The sequence below is a fragment of the Candidatus Bathyarchaeota archaeon genome (genome assembly GCA_026014725.1).
In the GTDB taxonomy this organism is placed as follows: domain Archaea; phylum Thermoproteota; class Bathyarchaeia; order Bathyarchaeales; family Bathycorpusculaceae; genus Bathycorpusculum.
Map to the genome: position 1 here is coordinate 68,979 of JAOZHV010000029.1, position 14,799 is coordinate 83,777.

A 14,799-nucleotide genomic window follows, 5' to 3' on the forward strand; every position below is an offset into this window, starting at 1 on the left:
ACTCACTACGTAGTGCTCTTTATTTCTTTTTTCGCTCGTTTTCCCCGTTCATAGCCCACGAAGTAGCCGATGATTACAGCTCCGATGGCTGCTTGCAAAGCAAACAGTAAACTTTCAATCTCGCCGCTTGGCGGCTCCCAAATGGGGCTAAACCATGGTTCGTATCCTGTATCAGAAATTGCGTCTTCAGCGCCGGCGTCCGCTCCACCAAACTCTGCGTTTGGCAAAAGAAGCAAGGGTGCCGCAAAGAGCACCACTACGATGGCTATTAGTACAATGTAGTATTTGCTTTTCATTGCATGCCCTCCGTTGCTCCTGTTCCAGGTAACTTTATCACTTTCAAAGCAGCCAACAGTTGACCTTTGTACTTAGCTAAGAAGTCAAAGAGTATAACTGCCAGTATACCTTCGCCAATCGCCAATGGAATCTGAGTGATAGCAAAGATGCTGCCGAATTTCAGGAAAGCATCAAAGAATCCAGCGGCCGTTGGAAACGCTACAGCCAGTTGAACTGAGGTAGTGACATAAGTGAACAGGTCGCCTAATGTTGCAGCAAGAAATATTCCAACTGGTCTTGGAAGATTTGCTTTCTTACAAACTACCCATATACCATATGCCAAAAAGGGTCCTGCAATACCCATTGAGAAAACGTTGGCTCCAAGAGTAGTTAAGCCTCCATGTGCTAAAAGTAAGGCTTGAAAAACAAGTACAATTAATGAAAGTACAGAAGTTATTCCTGGCCCCACGATTACTGCGGATAAGCCTGCGCCAGTTGGGTGAGAACAACTTCCAGTTACAGATGGCAGTTTTAAGGCAGAGAGAACAAATATGAATGCGCCCATGAGGGCAAGCAGAGGTTTTGATTCAGGGATTTTTTTAGTGACCTTGGTTAAACGGTAAACTCCATATGCCACGATAGGTATTGCAATTATAAACCAAATTTCCCACCAAGGATGCGGCAGAAAGCCTTCCATTATATGCATTTGTTTCCTTTACCCCTTTGCTGGATAATCCAACCTGTTAACTTATAAATATTCGTTTAACTAAGGTTAAGCTTAGGTTGAATTGCAATTTAGGTAATTTACGACTTTTTCTGTTTAGCGGGTTTACATTTGAATGGTTTTTCTTCGGGTGTTTTTAAGTGACCTGTTGCCGTTTGGGTCTTTTGTGGCAATTGCGTTTTTTCTTTTGAAATATTAAGCAAGGATGGCAAGTCAGATTGTTGCTTAACGAAAATGGCGCCTTCCGCTTTCAACTCAAGCATAAGTTGCGTGGCTTTTCCATCTGTAAAGTCTCGGCTTTCGATTGGAACCTCGTCAATGACATATGTTGGGATACCCTGTTTGAGTGCTTCTCTTGCCGCTTCCAAGTTCCTGAGGTTGCCTAAACCAAACGGAACAGAAGTAATAACAACTATGCTTGCATTTTTTATCATTTCTATATTTGCTGCGTGAGCTTTATCAGTTATCGGAGAAAAGGGCGCTTCAGTAACTGCAGGTATTTTTAACAATTCGCAGGTGTCATAATCGGAATCTAACAAGTTTAAGACGCCTGCTGTGACAACATAGCCTTCATCAACGAGAGCTTTCATAACAAGTGTTCCTGTTCCAGCACCGCAAATTACGTGTATAGCGCATTTCGTTGCTATTGATGACTTTTTGGGCGAGATGGGAATGACATAGAGTGAATTGGTAACAAAATTCTCCCTGACAATCGCATCAACCTGAAAGACTTCGCGTATGTTCTCGGTTGTGAGAACATCTCCAATTTTGCCTGAGGCGTAAATTTTTCCGTTCTTGAGCATGATGGCTGTGTTACAGTATCGTGCTGCCATGTTTAGGTCGTGGAAGACTGCTATAACAATCAAGTTATCCTTGACGCAGAGGCTTTTTATGAGGTCCATAACCTCAAGTTGATTAATTATGTCTAGGTGAGTCATAGGTTCGTCTAAGAGCAGGATTTTTGGTTCCTGCGCCAATGCGCGGGCAATGATAACTCTTTGGCGTTCTCCGCCGCTCAGTTCATGTATGGGTCTGTTAGCTAAGTTCCATGTGTTAGTTAGTTCCATTGCTTTTCTTGCAATTTGGACGTCTTTGGGGGATTCCATTTGAAATGGTCCCATGTGAGGGTTGCGACCCATCAAGACAACATCCAAAACGGAGAAGTTAAAGCCGACAGCGCTTTCTTGTGGAACAACAGCCATTGTCTTGGCAACATCCACGGGTTTTAGAGAATAAATATCGGATTTATCAAGTAGTATCGACCCGCCGTGAGGCTTTAGCACTCTACTTATACTTTTTAGTAATGTCGTTTTTCCCGAACCATTGGGACCTAAAATTCCCACGAAATCGCCAGGCTTTACTTGCAGGGTTACGTCTGAAAGAACTTTTATTGAGCCGTAACGGCAATCTATTCCATTTACGTTAAGAGTTACCATGATTTTTGCCTACATCTTATAGCTTAATCTCTTTCTTCTCAAAAGGAAAATGAAGAATGGCCCGCCTGCAAGAGCAGTTATTACTCCTACTGGTAATTCCGAGGCTCCCGTTATAACTCGGGCTATTGAATCGCAGATTACAAGGAAGATGGCGCCAATGATTACTGACGTGGGCAAGAGAATTCTGTGGTCAGGTCCAACAGCAAGTCGTGTTATGTGTGGAATCATTAAGCCTACAAAACCAATAAGCCCACTTATCGATACCGCCGCAGCAGTCATCATTGAACCTAAAGCTAAAATAATTTTTTTGGTTCGGGCTGTGTTCACGCCTAAGTGTTGAGCTGTGTCTTCGCCTAAAGCAATCATGTTTAGTTCTCTGCTGTAAAAGTAAGATAAAATTATTCCAACAAAGATAAATGGGAAAATCGCAAAAATGTCTGACCAAGTAATGTTTGATATTCCACCTATCAGCCAAAAAACAAGAGCGTGAAGTTTGGCGTTTTGGCTTGTTACTTGCAGGATGTGAAATATTGCAGAGAGAAAAATGGTGACGGCTATTCCTGAAAGTAGCAAGGTCATGTCTGAAACTCTGCTACTAACTCTTGCAATATTATAGACGATGAAAATAGTGATTAAGCCTCCTACGAAAGCAGAAATCTGAACAATAGGTAGACCAAGCAAGATAATACTTGAACCGAAAACGATGGCTAATCCAGCTCCCAATACTGAACCAGAAGAAACGCCTAGCACAAAGGGGTCAGCCATTGGATTTTTGAAAACTCCTTGATAAAGCACTCCTGAAGCTGCTAATCCAGCGCCGATGATTGCACCAGCCAATATTCTTGGAAAGCGAATTTGCATAATAATAGCTTGATTAACTGTGCTAAATGAGGAAGGGTCAATGCTTCCGTTTAAGAACGGAATTTGATTGCCGATGATATTGAGAATTTCAGAAAAAGAAATAGGTGCAAAACCAATGTCTAAAGCCACTATGACTGTTATCACAAGCGCCGCAATAAGCAGTAGTAGAGTTACTTTCCACCGCTTTGAACGCTGCTGATAGGTATTTTCGACATTAGTTTGTGCCATTTTTCACTACTTACTCTGGAGGAGTTATAAGTGTTGGGTACAGACACGCTGCAACTGCTTGGACCTGGTCACCAACTCGCGGACCTGGCTGATTAAAGAGGTCTTGTTCAACAACAAATAGTCTGTTGTTCACTATTGCATCAATAGTGTTCCATCCTGACCTTGCTTTCACGTCATCTACACTGCCATAAGATGGTGTTCCAGTTCCCATGTTTGTTGGTAGCAGTATTACGCTTGGGTTGCGTTGAACTATTACTTCTGAACTTGTAGTTGGGTATTGGCCTTCTAAGTCAGCGAAAATATTGATTCCTCCTGCTTTTGCTATTACATCGTTTATCCAAGAGGTAGAACCTGCAGTCATGATTCCTGACTCGTCAAAGTAAACTTCGTAGTAAACGGTTGGTTTGTCAGCAATGTTTGCGGCTGCGATTTTTGATTGAATATCGCTGATTTGGCTGCTTATTTGGTTAATTAGCTCGTTTGCTTTATCTTGTGCTCCTGTGGCTTTTCCAAGCATTGTTATGTCTTTGTAGATGTCGTTAATGCTGTTGGGGTTTGTTGTAATCACCTTATAGCCCATGCTTCGCAGATTGGGTGTAATTTTTCCTTCATGTATTGTTGTTGCCAAAATCAAATCAGGTTCTAAAGAAACTATTGTTTCAATATTGGGTGTCGAAAAGCCGCCTATGTTAGTCATGTTGCCTGCTTCAAACCATGCAGAGAAATCATAGGGGTAATCATCATATTGAGTTACACCGACAACTTTGTCTCCAACGCCTAAAGCGAAGATAAATTGAGTGTTTGCTGGTGCCATAGATACAATGCGTTGCGGCACAGTATCCAATGTGGTTACATAGCCCAAGTCGTCTGTTATAGTTATGGGTCCTTGAGTGGCTGATTGTTGGCTGAAATAGTAAATGTAGACAATTGCTACTGAAGAAACCAAAACAACTACGAGTATTAGTGCGTAGAGTATGTGTTTTGTGTTCATTTAATTCACCTTATAGGATGGTTTATCCGACCTAAGCCTTATTAACTTTTGTTTAATAAACGTTAAATCGGGTTGAGTGAATGGCTAAGCAACATCAAAGTCTCCTCTTAAAAGACAAAGGGGAATTCACCAAATTTCAAATTCTCTTCGAAATAATGCGTAACCAACCACACATCAAACAAAAAGACATAAGCGACAAGCTCGGCATAACCATTCAAGCCATTTCGAAATACTTCAAGAAACTCACTAGAGAAGGACTACTTGAAGCAGGCTCAGAACGCGCAGATTACCACTTAACACCCAAAGGTGTAACGAAGCTTCGAGAAGACATGCGTAACCTCGAAGCTTACATCAACGACCTTAAGCATGACTTAAAAATAGAACATGCTTGGCCAGCAATTGCCACTCAACCCGTCAAGGCAGGGCAAGAAATCGGTTTAATCATGAAAGAAGGGGTCATGTACACTGTGCCACTGGGGAGTCCTCTTGCAGAAGCCAAAGGGATAGCGCTTGTCGATGCCAATCCGGGTGACGATTTGGGCTTAAGAGACCTTCACGGCAAGGTGAAAGTAAAAAAAGGAAAAATCCTCATCGTTAAACTGCCTAGCATACGTAAAGGTGGTTCAAGAGCAACAGACCTAGAGAAAATCAAAGCGCTCTACAACGAGTTCAACCCCGACAGAGTAGGCGTGATGGGTGCTGTGGGCAGAGCAGTTCTAAACAAGTTAGGGCTAAAGGCGAACATAGAATTTGGAATCAGCCGCTCAGCAGCCATCGCCGCATCAAGAGGCCTGAACGTTTTGGTCTTGGTTGTTGGCAGAATGGTTAACCGCATGATACAGGAAATAGACCAGATCAATATGAAAACCGCAGACAACATAATCTACGAAATAAAAGATGCCCAAATTACTTAACACTGCCTTTGTTTTCTTATGTGTCAATAAAAAAGGGGATAGGTTGGTATAAACCAACAACGCGGTTGTTTAACTCGTGGCGAACATGGAATCTTCGAGTGGAGGATTCACATGTATAGCTGAGATGACAACTGAAGCACCGCCTTGTGCGGTGAATGAGTAAGTTGCGTCGTGTCCATTCCAGTTTACAAGGTTAGTTAGGTAGTCGTTGAAAATTACTGCAAAATTCGAGTCAGTTGCAAAATCACTTGCAGACCAGGTGGCACCATTATCCATGCTTACGAAGGATTTTGATTCACCTAGGTTAATAATATAACTGGCATTACCCGCTGGTATGTCTACGCGGATAATTTCGTTTGAAGCGTTCACATTCTTGACTGCATAGTCGTAGATTACTACAGCTCCATTAGTAGTTTCTTCAACAGTGAACTGCAAAGTTGTCGCTCCCACCACACTTGTTGGAGTAGGTGTAGGAGTCGCAGTTGGCTCTCCACCGAAACCACCGTTCATTAAAAGAATCGCAGCGCCTGCAACTACAATGACAACAACTAAAACCGCAACAATGATGTATATTGTCTTTTTATTCATCGGATCACCGATTCTGCGTTCCTTTTTAGCGCTAATTTAATATAAGCTTTTCCAAGTGTCAAGAAAATTGAAAAAGCAAGCGAGTTAGAATGTTCTCAGCGGATCGCTCAATCATGTTCTGTGAGGTCGCGGAGGCTCACATAGGTCTAAAGCGCCTTTTATTTATGGACGGTTTGGCGTTTTGTTGCAAGGCAGTTTTTGCTGTTTTGCGGTAGACCCTATCCCCCTATATGAAGGCGGAATTTTCAGCATGCTTTTGGCTTGAAAAGCGGTAATTTCACCTACCCCTCTATAGTTTCTGCATAGAATTTCTAATAGCATCCAAATAGGATACTAATAGACGCCAAATAGGTTGGTGAGCCACGCAATTGGGGTAGCGCCGTGTTGCCGATGAATTGGGTTTACAAGAATTACCCAGAACCAAACCAAAGGACCGCCCAAACAAGCACAACAGGAATTTTGGCAATAAAAAACAGAATACAATAATACAATTACATTCAGGGGAATATAGTAAAATGCGGTTGCTCCAGTAATGCCGTGTTTTCACCAAAGCCAGAAAGTTACCTGAAACATTTTAATGGTTGCAGGGGCTGTTTTGTTGTTGGGTGGGCGATGACGAGTCTGGCCCCGCAGACACAGATGGATGATGTGGATCTTGAGTGCGGACGGCGCGCAACAATGACGCTTGTTAAGCTTGGCTTGACAGGTTTAGTTGCCGCTACAAGAGCTCACCTAACCTTTTGTGGTTGTCTTGGCGTAAGCACTAACACTAAAATGCTTGAGGCGTTTTTGTAACACACGATATTTATCACGTTTTTTGGAGGTGAATTTTTTTTTGGAACGCAAAGAACCAGCCCAAGAAGGCATGCTCAGCAACAGCACCTACGACTTAATGACCCAGCTTTTAGAGGAAAACCAGAGTCTTTGGCGCATAAAAAACAACTACAAAAAAGACTCGCAAGGCGACGCCGAGGCTGAGGAATTCTGGAACTACTTAGAAAAGGATAAAAAAGACCACATCAAACGCCTTACTGAACTCGTCGAGAAGCGCATGCGGTCAAAATAACACAAAAAGAATTCCCAACACTATAAACAAATAATTAAAATATCTCATCGACACAATCATCACTGTTTCTTATGCACATACCAGCCAGCCGAACCCTCAAAAAAATGGTTACCGACTACGTTAACCGAAAAGCCCTCCAAAGAGAACTAAAAGCTAAAGCTTGGACGTTCTCTGACTTCCGCATCAGCCTAATACTAGGCGAGAGAGATTTATGGGATATCCGTTATCAGCCAGTGCCCTTAAAAGACAAAACCGTCCTCGACATAGGAGCAGGAGAAGGCGAAACAGCAAAATTCTTCCTTGAACACGGAGCAAAAAAAGTAATCTGCATCGAACCAGACGAACAGGCTTTCAATCTTTTAAGCCAAAACGCAAAAAACCACCCGCAAATAGTTCCCATCCGCAAAAAATTCGAACTAAACGACCTCAAAACCCACGACTTCCAATTCCTCAAAGTTGACATCGAAGGCTACGAAGAAGCCCTCCTCGACACTGTCTTAGAGCAACCAGCCGTCATCGAAGTTCACGGCTTACAACTCAGAGATAAATTTCTTCAACAGGGCTACCGGATAGAAAACTTTTCCAACAACCCAGAGTTCATCTGCATAAGCTTTGCTTACTGGAAATGCTAAGACAAAGTCCTTCAGCGTTTAACGTGATATTGCTCGATTACGTCTTTGGCTTTTTCACGGCGTTCACGATGCCCCTCTAGGAAGCGGTTGAGTTTTTCAGCGATGTCTTTTTTGCATTCGCCGCACAAAATTTCTCCGCCCCTGCACCTGCGCTCGCGCTCCAAAAGCTTTGACTTGTTCTCCTCAAAGAGGAAGAAGTAATACTGAAAAATACTGCAGACCGCGGGGTCACCGCCCGTCTTGCGCTGTTCCGCCGCTGTGCCCTTGCCGCCCGTGAAAGCGTTCCAAACTTTCTTCTTCACAACCTCAGGCTCATCCATGGTGAAGATGCTGGTTTCAGGCATGCTGGCGCTCATTTTTCCACCCGCGCCTAAGCCGGGCAGAAAACGGCAGTGAATCTGAGCTGGCTTATAGTACCCGAGCTTTTGCGCTACATCTCGCGTGACACGCCAGTAGGGGTCTTGGTCAATAGCGGCAGGAATCAATGCGGGCACGTTCTCGCCTGTGAGTTTTTTGTGTATGAAGCATGGCGCGGCTTGTATGGCTGGCCAGAAAATCCAGCCGATGTTGGTGCTGTCTTGGAAGCCAAAACTGCTCTTGGCAGTGCTGTACGTTATGTGCTTAGCCACCTCCAATGTGATGTCGTAGAGCAAGTCAATGTCCTGCGTATCATAAATAATGAAAGTGTCCTCAGGCTTGAAACCAACGGCGATGAGGTCAAGAGCATTCTCATAAGCCCACTTCCGTGTCTCCGCCAAATTAGCCTCATCATCAATCAAAAATTTCTCATCATCAGTAATCTGAAAATACAAACGTGTCTTAAACTTCTGCTGAATGTGAAGCGTGAAAATCCACGGGACAAGATGCCCAATATGCACAGGACCTGAAGGACCACGACCAGTATACAGCACGAACTTTGTGCCCTTATCGTAGAGGTCCAAAACAGTGTCGAGGTCGCGGTGGCTAAAGAAAATCTGCCGCTCCAACTGCAAATGCAACCCATCAGTGTGCTTCTCCACGCGCTCAAGCAACTGCGGCGTCAACGGTTGCGTGCCGAACTCTCGGATTAAGCGTTCATAGTCTACTTTGCCTTTAACTTCCCAAGGTGTAACGACCATTTCATTATTGTTGTTGTTTTCTGGGGGGCTTGTCGTTTGGTTTCACCAGCACTCTTTTAGAGAGTGTAAGGTTGCGTTTGGTGATATATGTTTTTTCGCGCTGTTTGAGGCTTTCTTGGAGCGAGAGTTTAAAAGAATAACACAACAACTTTAAAAGCAAAGCTCAAAGAGCAAGGTAACATATGCCAACTTTCCAACCCGTCCGCGGAATGCGAGACCTGACAGGACAAGAAGCCCAAATCTTCACCAACATCATAGCGAACGCCAGAAAAACCGCCACCCTCTACGGCTACAAAGAAGTCATCACTCCGCATGTTGAGCCGCTGGAGTTGCTCAGCGCCAAATCAGGCGAAGAAATCCGCCAACGCATGTTCATATTCAAAGACCTAGGCGAACGCCAAGTAGCACTACGCCCAGAATTCACAGCATCTATCGCACGCCTAGTAACCACAACGCTGAGAAACGAACCTAAACCGCTCAGATTGTTCTCGGTGGGCACAGTTTACCGTTATGATGAACCGCAGAAGGGCAGGTACAGAGAGTTTTGGCAATCAAACTACGAAATCATGGGCTCAGCAAAACCTGAAGCAGACGCAGAAATCATCCTGCTAACAAACACACTAATGACAGCGCTTGGTCTGCAGGGGTTTGCCTTCAAAATCGGGAACATCGGCATCCTGCGAGGCATCCTAACCCAAGAAGGCATCGACGACAAGACGCAAAATGCAGTCTTCCAGCGCCTAGACAAAAAAGAAACCGACGCCGCACTCAAACTTTTGGACTCACAGAAAGCCCGCCAAATGATAGAGGGCTTAACACAAATCAAAGGCAAAAACTGGCAAGACACAGTAGAACAAATCAAAACCTACGTGGCAGGCTATGAAAAGGCTGAAGAAGCAGCAGACAACCTCGCCGAAACGCTCAAGCTCGTCACTGAGAGCGCAAACCTAACCATCACAGTGGAACCCGCGTTTGCCCGCGGCTTAGAATACTACACAGGCATGATTTTTGAAGTATACATACCCGAACTCGAAATTGCACTGGGCGGCGGCGGAAGATACGACCGGCTAATCGAAACCTTCGGCGGCGAACCCACACCAGCAGTTGGCTGTGCACATGGAATCGACAGAGTCGCCATAGCACTACAAACACAAAAAACAGTCCTCGAAGAAAAAACAGGCAAAAAGGTCGTAGTAATCCCAATCACTGAGGCACTAAAAGCACAAGCCCTAAAAATCGCCCAACAACTACGCAACGCAGGCATCGTAGCGGAGTTCGAGGTCATGGGCAGAAAAATGGCAAAAGCCCTCGAAGATGCAGACAAACGGAAAATCAACTACGCAGTCATCGTCGGAGAGCGTGAACTAAAAGAAGACGCAGTCATGCTAAAAGACCTAGCGAACCGAACCCAAAACACCGTCGCCATCAAGGATTTGGTTGAGAAAATTAAGGGTTAAAAAAGAAAAAATTTGGGTAAGCCAAAAAGGCTTCCTTTTCTGTGTTTAGAGTCGTTTGATGTAGCGGTTGACTTCCCACTCAGTTACCTGTGTTCTGTAGAGGTCCCATTCGTGGCGTTTCTCTTTAAGGAAGTTCTCGAACGTTACTGGACCAAGGGTTTCACGCATCAAATCGCTGGTTTCCAACTCGTCAAGTGCTTCTTTGAGTGATTCTGGAAGTGATACTATGCCTTTTTGCTTGCGTTCTTCATAGCTCATGTGATAAACGTTTAGTTCAACTGCTTCGCCGGGGTCAATTTTGTTCTTGATACCGTCTAAACCTGTGGCTAAGAGCACTGCAAACTGCAAGTAGGGGTTTCCAGCGCCGTCTGGGCATCGGATTTCACATCTTGCCGCGTTCTTTCTGCCTCCAAAGTTCGGTACGCGGATTAGGGGTGAGCGGTTTTTGTGTGCCCATGCAAGGTAAACTGGGGCTTCGTAACCTGGGACTAAGCGTTTGTAGCTGTTTGGCCACGAGTTTAGCACTGCAGCCATCTTACGCCCGTGAGCTAGTTGTCCGCCGATGAAGTTGCGTGCAAGGTCTGATAGGTAACCGTTCTTGGAGTCATCTGCGTAGAATAGGTTCTTGGTTACGTCTCTGTTCCATAAGCTTTGGTGTGTGTGCATACCGCTACCGTTGATGCCTTGGAAGGGTTTAGGCATGTACGTAGTAACATAACCGTTTCTTGCTGCCACTACTTTTCCGCACATTTTCATGGTTATCGCGCGGTCAGCGGTTTCTAAGGCTTCGCCGTACTTGAAGTCAATTTCGTTCTGTCCCAACGCAACCTCGTGGTGACTAATCTCTATCTCTATACCGAATGCTTCTGCCATGTCACATATGTCTCGGCGTAAATCATCAGTTAAATCTCCAGGATGGGAATCAAAGTATCCTGCTAAGTCAATGGGAGTTGGTAAACCGCCATTTTCGCTTTCTTTAACTATGAAGAATTCAAGTTCGGGTGCACAAACGTAAGTGTAGCCAGCTTTGGCAGCTTTTTCTATGGCGCGTTCGAGAATGTAGCGGGGGTCGCCTTCAAAACGCTTGTTCTGTGGGGTGTAAACGTCGCATATTAGCCGGCAAGATGATTTCTCGACAGGACGCCATGGCAAAATAGCAAATGTTGTTGGGTCGGGGTAGAGCACCATGTCTGATTCTTCGATTGGTCGGTAGCCAGTGATGGATGAGCCGTCAAAAGGTTGACCGTTTTCAAACATGGATTCAAGGTTCTTTGAACTTACCGCTAGGTTCTTTAGCATTCCGTTTATGTCGGTGAATTGTAGTCTTACAAATTTTATTTCTTTTTCTTGGACTGTTTGGATGACTTTTGTTACGCTTTCTTTCCAAGCCGCATTTTTGAAATTTTTCATATTTTTAATCTCCTTTTCTGGTGATGGTCTTGTCAGATGTTAATGTAACCACATTAAGAGTAAACATATATAAGTTTATCGCTTTAATATTGTTGATAAATGTTCATTTTTTCTAAAAATGAGTGGAAAGTTGTATTAAGCACTCGCTTAATTTGGCGTGATAAAAAATGGCAAAAAACTCTTTATTTCTAGCCAAATGACTAGAAATTCCTGCCTTAGCGTTCTCGCCGCAAGAAATCGCCAATATCAGAAACATTCTTAACTGAAAGTTCATTCTCAGTTGATAAACCGCTCAATTTTCCAACAATTCGACCAAAACCTAAACATTCGCCAAATTCGTTAAGCACTAGAGTATGTGTAATTTTTCTGTTTGAACCATAAGACTGTAGAATACTTTTTCCCAACACATCTCTGCCGCAGATAAAAAGCCAAGTAGCTTTCCCATCAATCACAACATGGTTGGCATCTTTTTTTGCCAGCATGCTTAGCAGGTTAAAGCTTGGAAAGAACCTGCCGCCCTTAACTTTACCCAAGTACACACCAGCATAATAGAAATTCCTGCTAGTGAACGGTTTTAAATGCTTGTTTACTAAGAAAAATCGCCCGTTCTTTTCAACGACAAAATCTGTATTCAAGGTAATTTCTACGCCGAATTGTGCGGCAAAATTTGTTATTGCCTTTACCTTCATGCGTTGTTACCTCTTTTTAGTTTACAGACAAAGAAACCCTGAGTTTCGCCAGGCCAGATTCTTTTGCACCGCGCCACTGAAGGGTCAAGTTGGTTGCCAAATATGTTGGTTAAACCGTTCTGACCATAACAATCAATTTCTTGTATTTGCAAATCCAGATGGCGTACTGCCCAATCCATGTTTAGTTCGTCTTCTTCTGGCTCAAGAGAACATGTAGAATAAACAATTTCGCCATCATCACTTAGGCACTCTGCGGCCTTAGAGAGTATTTCTCTTTGAACTTGCGCGTTTTTCTCAACATCTTTGAGGGTTCTGTGTTTAAACCATTCTTTGTCTGAAGCAAAGTTCCCAGAGCAAGGAACATCCAATAAAATCCTATTAAACTTAAATTTTAGCTGCGTTGCTTGCCTTGCATCCAACAAATAAACCACAGTATTGCTAACATTGCAGCGCTCCAGATGATTAGACAATGCGTTGAGCCTTCGCTTATCCACATCCAGTGCCACCAAAACACCACTGTTCTCCATCAAATCAGCCAACTGCACAGTTTTTCCACCAGGTGCCGCGGCTGCATCGAGAACCTTTTTGCCTTTAAGACTTGTGAAAAGTGTTGCTGGGATTTGGGCGGCTGCTTCTTGAATGGAATAGTAGCCTAAGAGGTATTCGGCTGTCGCACCAGCGGAAACTTTTGACTTTTTTATCCAATAGCCAGATTGTAAGAAAGAGATTTTCTCAGTATTTACGCCTAAGTCCGCCAGCCGATCTGTGAGATTTTTCCCTTTGGCATTATTGTTGTTTATTCGGATGGCTTGACGTAACGATACGTCCCGAAATTTCCAACCCAACCGTTCATAACGGCTCAAGAAGAACTCTTTGTCCGACATCACCCCAAGATTACTGAGTCACAGTTAAAAACTTTTCAAACATTAGGTTAACAAACCCATTTTGTTGTTCTCCCACTTTGCCATATAAAAAAGCTTTTAGGCAGAAATGCATCTTAAGGGCATGTGTGAAGCGTATGTCAAAAATTGTACGAGTTGGCGTAACTTTCCCACCTGAACTTCTCAAAGACTTCGATGAAATCATCAACAAAATGGGGTATGAAAGCCGCTCAAAAGCCATTCAAGACGCTGTAAGGCTTTATGTTTCTGAGCGCAAATGGCTCAAAGAAGCAGATGCAGAACAAACAGGCGTTATTCTCATGGTTTACGACCATGATACGAGAGGATTAGAGAGTAACTTAACAGAATCCCAACATCAACACTCAAAACTGATATCATCAACCTTGCACATTCATATCAGTGAGCGCGACTGTTTAGAAGCCATCGCTGTTAAAGGCAAAGGCTCAGAAATACGCGCATTGAGCGATGAGCTGGCAACAAGAAGAGGAGTAAAAATCCTCAAGCCTATGATTGTTTCAGTTTAGACTTGAAACATACGCTCCAATGAAGCACGAGCTTTCTTGGCGACTGCTTCAGGAACTTTAACTACGTGCTTTTCCTCTTTTAGCGAAGCATAAAGCCTATCAAGCGTTGTCAACTTCATGTTTGGGCAGATGGCGCCTTCGTAAGCCAAATAAAAGTTTTTAGTTGGGTTTTCTTTGCGCAAACGGTGCAGGATGCCATCTTCAGTGCCGACGATGAAGTCTTTGGCATGAGATTCTTGGGCGTAGCGGCACATTTTTGATGTGCTACCAATAAAGTCGGCGACTTTCCGCATTTCCGAACTGCATTCTGGATGAACCATAACTATTGCGTTTGGGTGCTGCATTTTGAGGACTTTAACATCTTCAGGCTGAAACAGCAGGTGAGTTGGGCAGAAACCGTTTTCTGGGATGGGGATGAGGGTTTTTCCTGTTTGTTGCGAGACATATTCAGCGAGGTTTTTGTCTGGACCAAAAATTATTGTGTCAGCGTCAAGCGATTTTATGACCTCTACAGCGTTAGCACTGGTACAGCATATATCACAGTATGCTTTTGAGGTGGCTAACGTATTTACATACAGCACAACTGGCGCGTCTGGATAGAACGCTTTAGCACGTTTTATCTCATCAACAGTTAGCATCTGCGCCATGGGGCAACGTGCACCTAAACATGGCAACAGAACCTTTTTTTCAGGGTTCATTATAGCCGCGGATTCAGCCATGAAGTCCACGGCAGAGAAAACTATCATTTCAGCATCCTTTTCCTCCGCGGCTTTGCGGCTTAACTCGATGCTGTCGCCGATGTAATCCGCTAAGTCCTGAATTTCTGGACGCTGATAATTGTGAGCAAGTATGATTGCTTTCTTTTCTTTCTTGAGCTTTAGGATTTTTTCTTTCAAATCCATGTTTTCGCCTAGTTTAAATTAGCTTAAAACTAACGGACAAGTTAACAGATATATATTTTTACCTTAACAAACAAAAGTTTT

17 protein-coding genes are annotated in these 14,799 nt (G+C 43.7%); 6 read left to right on the forward strand and 11 right to left on the reverse strand.

Going from position 1 to position 14,799, the window contains the following annotated elements; genetic code table 11:
- Nucleotides 1-5: 5 nt before the first annotated feature.
- The 5 genes from NWE95_06380 to NWE95_06400 all read right to left on the reverse strand — a co-directional run bounded on the left by NWE95_06380 (nt 6) and on the right by NWE95_06400 (nt 4,516).
- The gene (locus NWE95_06380) at nt 6-296 is read right to left on the reverse strand and encodes an energy-coupling factor ABC transporter substrate-binding protein (GenBank protein MCW4003521.1); all 291 of its coding nucleotides are present in this window, start codon (nt 294-296) and stop codon (nt 6-8) included.
- Complete coding sequence (locus NWE95_06385; protein ID MCW4003522.1) at nt 293-982, reverse strand: energy-coupling factor ABC transporter permease; 690 nt, start codon at nt 980-982, stop codon at nt 293-295. The genes NWE95_06380 and NWE95_06385 overlap by 4 nt, the downstream gene beginning before the upstream one ends.
- 98 nt (nt 983-1,080) lie before the next feature.
- On the reverse strand, nt 1,081-2,436 hold the full coding sequence (locus NWE95_06390; GenBank protein MCW4003523.1) for an ABC transporter ATP-binding protein: 1,356 nt from the start codon (nt 2,434-2,436) through the stop codon (nt 1,081-1,083).
- Nucleotides 2,437-2,445: 9 nt separating this feature from the next.
- Nucleotides 2,446-3,525, reverse strand: coding sequence for an iron chelate uptake ABC transporter family permease subunit (locus tag NWE95_06395; GenBank protein ID MCW4003524.1), 1,080 nt, complete (start codon nt 3,523-3,525; stop codon nt 2,446-2,448).
- A gap of 10 nt (nt 3,526-3,535) precedes the next feature.
- Entirely contained in the window at nt 3,536-4,516 is a 981-nt protein-coding gene (locus NWE95_06400) for a cobalamin-binding protein (GenBank protein MCW4003525.1), read from the reverse strand.
- An 80-nt stretch (nt 4,517-4,596) separates the two neighbouring features.
- On the opposite strand from NWE95_06400, the gene NWE95_06405 reads away from it, so the two are divergent.
- Entirely contained in the window at nt 4,597-5,430 is an 834-nt protein-coding gene (locus NWE95_06405; protein MCW4003526.1) for a winged helix-turn-helix transcriptional regulator, read from the forward strand.
- Between the two features lie 69 nt (nt 5,431-5,499).
- Here NWE95_06405 and NWE95_06410 read toward each other — a convergent pair whose 3' ends face one another.
- The gene (locus NWE95_06410; GenBank protein MCW4003527.1) at nt 5,500-6,018 is read right to left on the reverse strand and encodes a hypothetical protein; all 519 of its coding nucleotides are present in this window, start codon (nt 6,016-6,018) and stop codon (nt 5,500-5,502) included.
- Between the two features lie 612 nt (nt 6,019-6,630).
- Between NWE95_06410 and NWE95_06415 the strand changes: the two genes are divergently transcribed.
- From NWE95_06415 to NWE95_06425, 3 genes are all read left to right on the forward strand, one after another.
- Entirely contained in the window at nt 6,631-6,813 is a 183-nt protein-coding gene (locus NWE95_06415) for a hypothetical protein (GenBank protein MCW4003528.1), read from the forward strand.
- Between the two features lie 40 nt (nt 6,814-6,853).
- Nucleotides 6,854-7,084 carry a hypothetical protein gene (locus NWE95_06420; protein ID MCW4003529.1) on the forward strand — a complete coding sequence of 77 codons (231 nt, stop codon included), beginning with the start codon at nt 6,854-6,856 and terminating at the stop codon, nt 7,082-7,084.
- A gap of 71 nt (nt 7,085-7,155) precedes the next feature.
- Entirely contained in the window at nt 7,156-7,716 is a 561-nt protein-coding gene (locus tag NWE95_06425) for a hypothetical protein (protein MCW4003530.1), read from the forward strand.
- 11 nt (nt 7,717-7,727) lie between these two features.
- Here NWE95_06425 and NWE95_06430 read toward each other — a convergent pair whose 3' ends face one another.
- Nucleotides 7,728-8,834, reverse strand: a complete 1,107-nt coding sequence (locus NWE95_06430; protein ID MCW4003531.1) for a tryptophan--tRNA ligase — start codon at nt 8,832-8,834, stop codon at nt 7,728-7,730.
- Nucleotides 8,835-9,016: 182 nt separating this feature from the next.
- On the opposite strand from NWE95_06430, the gene hisS reads away from it, so the two are divergent.
- Nucleotides 9,017-10,291 carry a histidine--tRNA ligase gene (gene hisS, locus NWE95_06435; protein ID MCW4003532.1) on the forward strand — a complete coding sequence of 425 codons (1,275 nt, stop codon included), beginning with the start codon at nt 9,017-9,019 and terminating at the stop codon, nt 10,289-10,291.
- A gap of 45 nt (nt 10,292-10,336) precedes the next feature.
- Here hisS and glnA read toward each other — a convergent pair whose 3' ends face one another.
- The 3 genes from glnA to NWE95_06450 form a co-directional block, all read right to left on the reverse strand.
- The gene (glnA, locus tag NWE95_06440; protein ID MCW4003533.1) at nt 10,337-11,701 is read right to left on the reverse strand and encodes a type I glutamate--ammonia ligase; all 1,365 of its coding nucleotides are present in this window, start codon (nt 11,699-11,701) and stop codon (nt 10,337-10,339) included.
- Between the two features lie 215 nt (nt 11,702-11,916).
- Entirely contained in the window at nt 11,917-12,390 is a 474-nt protein-coding gene (locus tag NWE95_06445) for a hypothetical protein (protein ID MCW4003534.1), read from the reverse strand.
- Entirely contained in the window at nt 12,387-13,274 is an 888-nt protein-coding gene (locus NWE95_06450; protein ID MCW4003535.1) for an RsmB/NOP family class I SAM-dependent RNA methyltransferase, read from the reverse strand. The genes NWE95_06445 and NWE95_06450 overlap by 4 nt, the downstream gene beginning before the upstream one ends.
- 134 nt (nt 13,275-13,408) lie before the next feature.
- Here NWE95_06450 and nikR point away from each other — a divergent pair, with 134 nt between their 5' ends.
- Nucleotides 13,409-13,816 carry a nickel-responsive transcriptional regulator NikR gene (gene nikR / locus NWE95_06455; GenBank protein ID MCW4003536.1) on the forward strand — a complete coding sequence of 136 codons (408 nt, stop codon included), beginning with the start codon at nt 13,409-13,411 and terminating at the stop codon, nt 13,814-13,816.
- On the opposite strand, the gene nadA is transcribed toward nikR, so the two are convergent.
- The gene (nadA, locus tag NWE95_06460; protein MCW4003537.1) at nt 13,813-14,718 is read right to left on the reverse strand and encodes a quinolinate synthase NadA; all 906 of its coding nucleotides are present in this window, start codon (nt 14,716-14,718) and stop codon (nt 13,813-13,815) included. The genes nikR and nadA overlap by 4 nt on opposite strands.
- Between the last annotated feature and the right edge of the window lie 81 nt (nt 14,719-14,799).

Excerpts from the sequence above, each read along its gene's own strand:
- NWE95_06380 (MCW4003521.1), bottom strand. The coding sequence starts at position 296 with ATGAAAAGCAAATACTACATTGTACTAATAGCCATCGTAGTGGTGCTC.
- NWE95_06385 (MCW4003522.1), bottom strand. The coding sequence starts at position 982 with ATGCATATAATGGAAGGCTTTCTGCCGCATCCTTGGTGGGAAATTTGG.
- NWE95_06390 (MCW4003523.1), bottom strand. The coding sequence starts at position 2,436 with ATGGTAACTCTTAACGTAAATGGAATAGATTGCCGTTACGGCTCAATA.
- NWE95_06395 (MCW4003524.1), bottom strand. The coding sequence starts at position 3,525 with ATGGCACAAACTAATGTCGAAAATACCTATCAGCAGCGTTCAAAGCGG.
- NWE95_06400 (MCW4003525.1), bottom strand. The coding sequence starts at position 4,516 with ATGAACACAAAACACATACTCTACGCACTAATACTCGTAGTTGTTTTG.
- NWE95_06405 (MCW4003526.1), top strand. The coding sequence starts at position 4,597 with ATGGCTAAGCAACATCAAAGTCTCCTCTTAAAAGACAAAGGGGAATTC.
- NWE95_06410 (MCW4003527.1), bottom strand. The coding sequence starts at position 6,018 with ATGAATAAAAAGACAATATACATCATTGTTGCGGTTTTAGTTGTTGTC.
- NWE95_06415 (MCW4003528.1), top strand. The coding sequence starts at position 6,631 with ATGACGAGTCTGGCCCCGCAGACACAGATGGATGATGTGGATCTTGAG.
- NWE95_06425 (MCW4003530.1), top strand. The coding sequence starts at position 7,156 with ATGCACATACCAGCCAGCCGAACCCTCAAAAAAATGGTTACCGACTAC.
- NWE95_06430 (MCW4003531.1), bottom strand. The coding sequence starts at position 8,834 with ATGGTCGTTACACCTTGGGAAGTTAAAGGCAAAGTAGACTATGAACGC.
- hisS (MCW4003532.1), top strand. The coding sequence starts at position 9,017 with ATGCCAACTTTCCAACCCGTCCGCGGAATGCGAGACCTGACAGGACAA.
- glnA (MCW4003533.1), bottom strand. The coding sequence starts at position 11,701 with ATGAAAAATTTCAAAAATGCGGCTTGGAAAGAAAGCGTAACAAAAGTC.
- NWE95_06445 (MCW4003534.1), bottom strand. The coding sequence starts at position 12,390 with ATGAAGGTAAAGGCAATAACAAATTTTGCCGCACAATTCGGCGTAGAA.
- NWE95_06450 (MCW4003535.1), bottom strand. The coding sequence starts at position 13,274 with ATGTCGGACAAAGAGTTCTTCTTGAGCCGTTATGAACGGTTGGGTTGG.
- nikR (MCW4003536.1), top strand. The coding sequence starts at position 13,409 with ATGTCAAAAATTGTACGAGTTGGCGTAACTTTCCCACCTGAACTTCTC.
- nadA (MCW4003537.1), bottom strand. The coding sequence starts at position 14,718 with ATGGATTTGAAAGAAAAAATCCTAAAGCTCAAGAAAGAAAAGAAAGCA.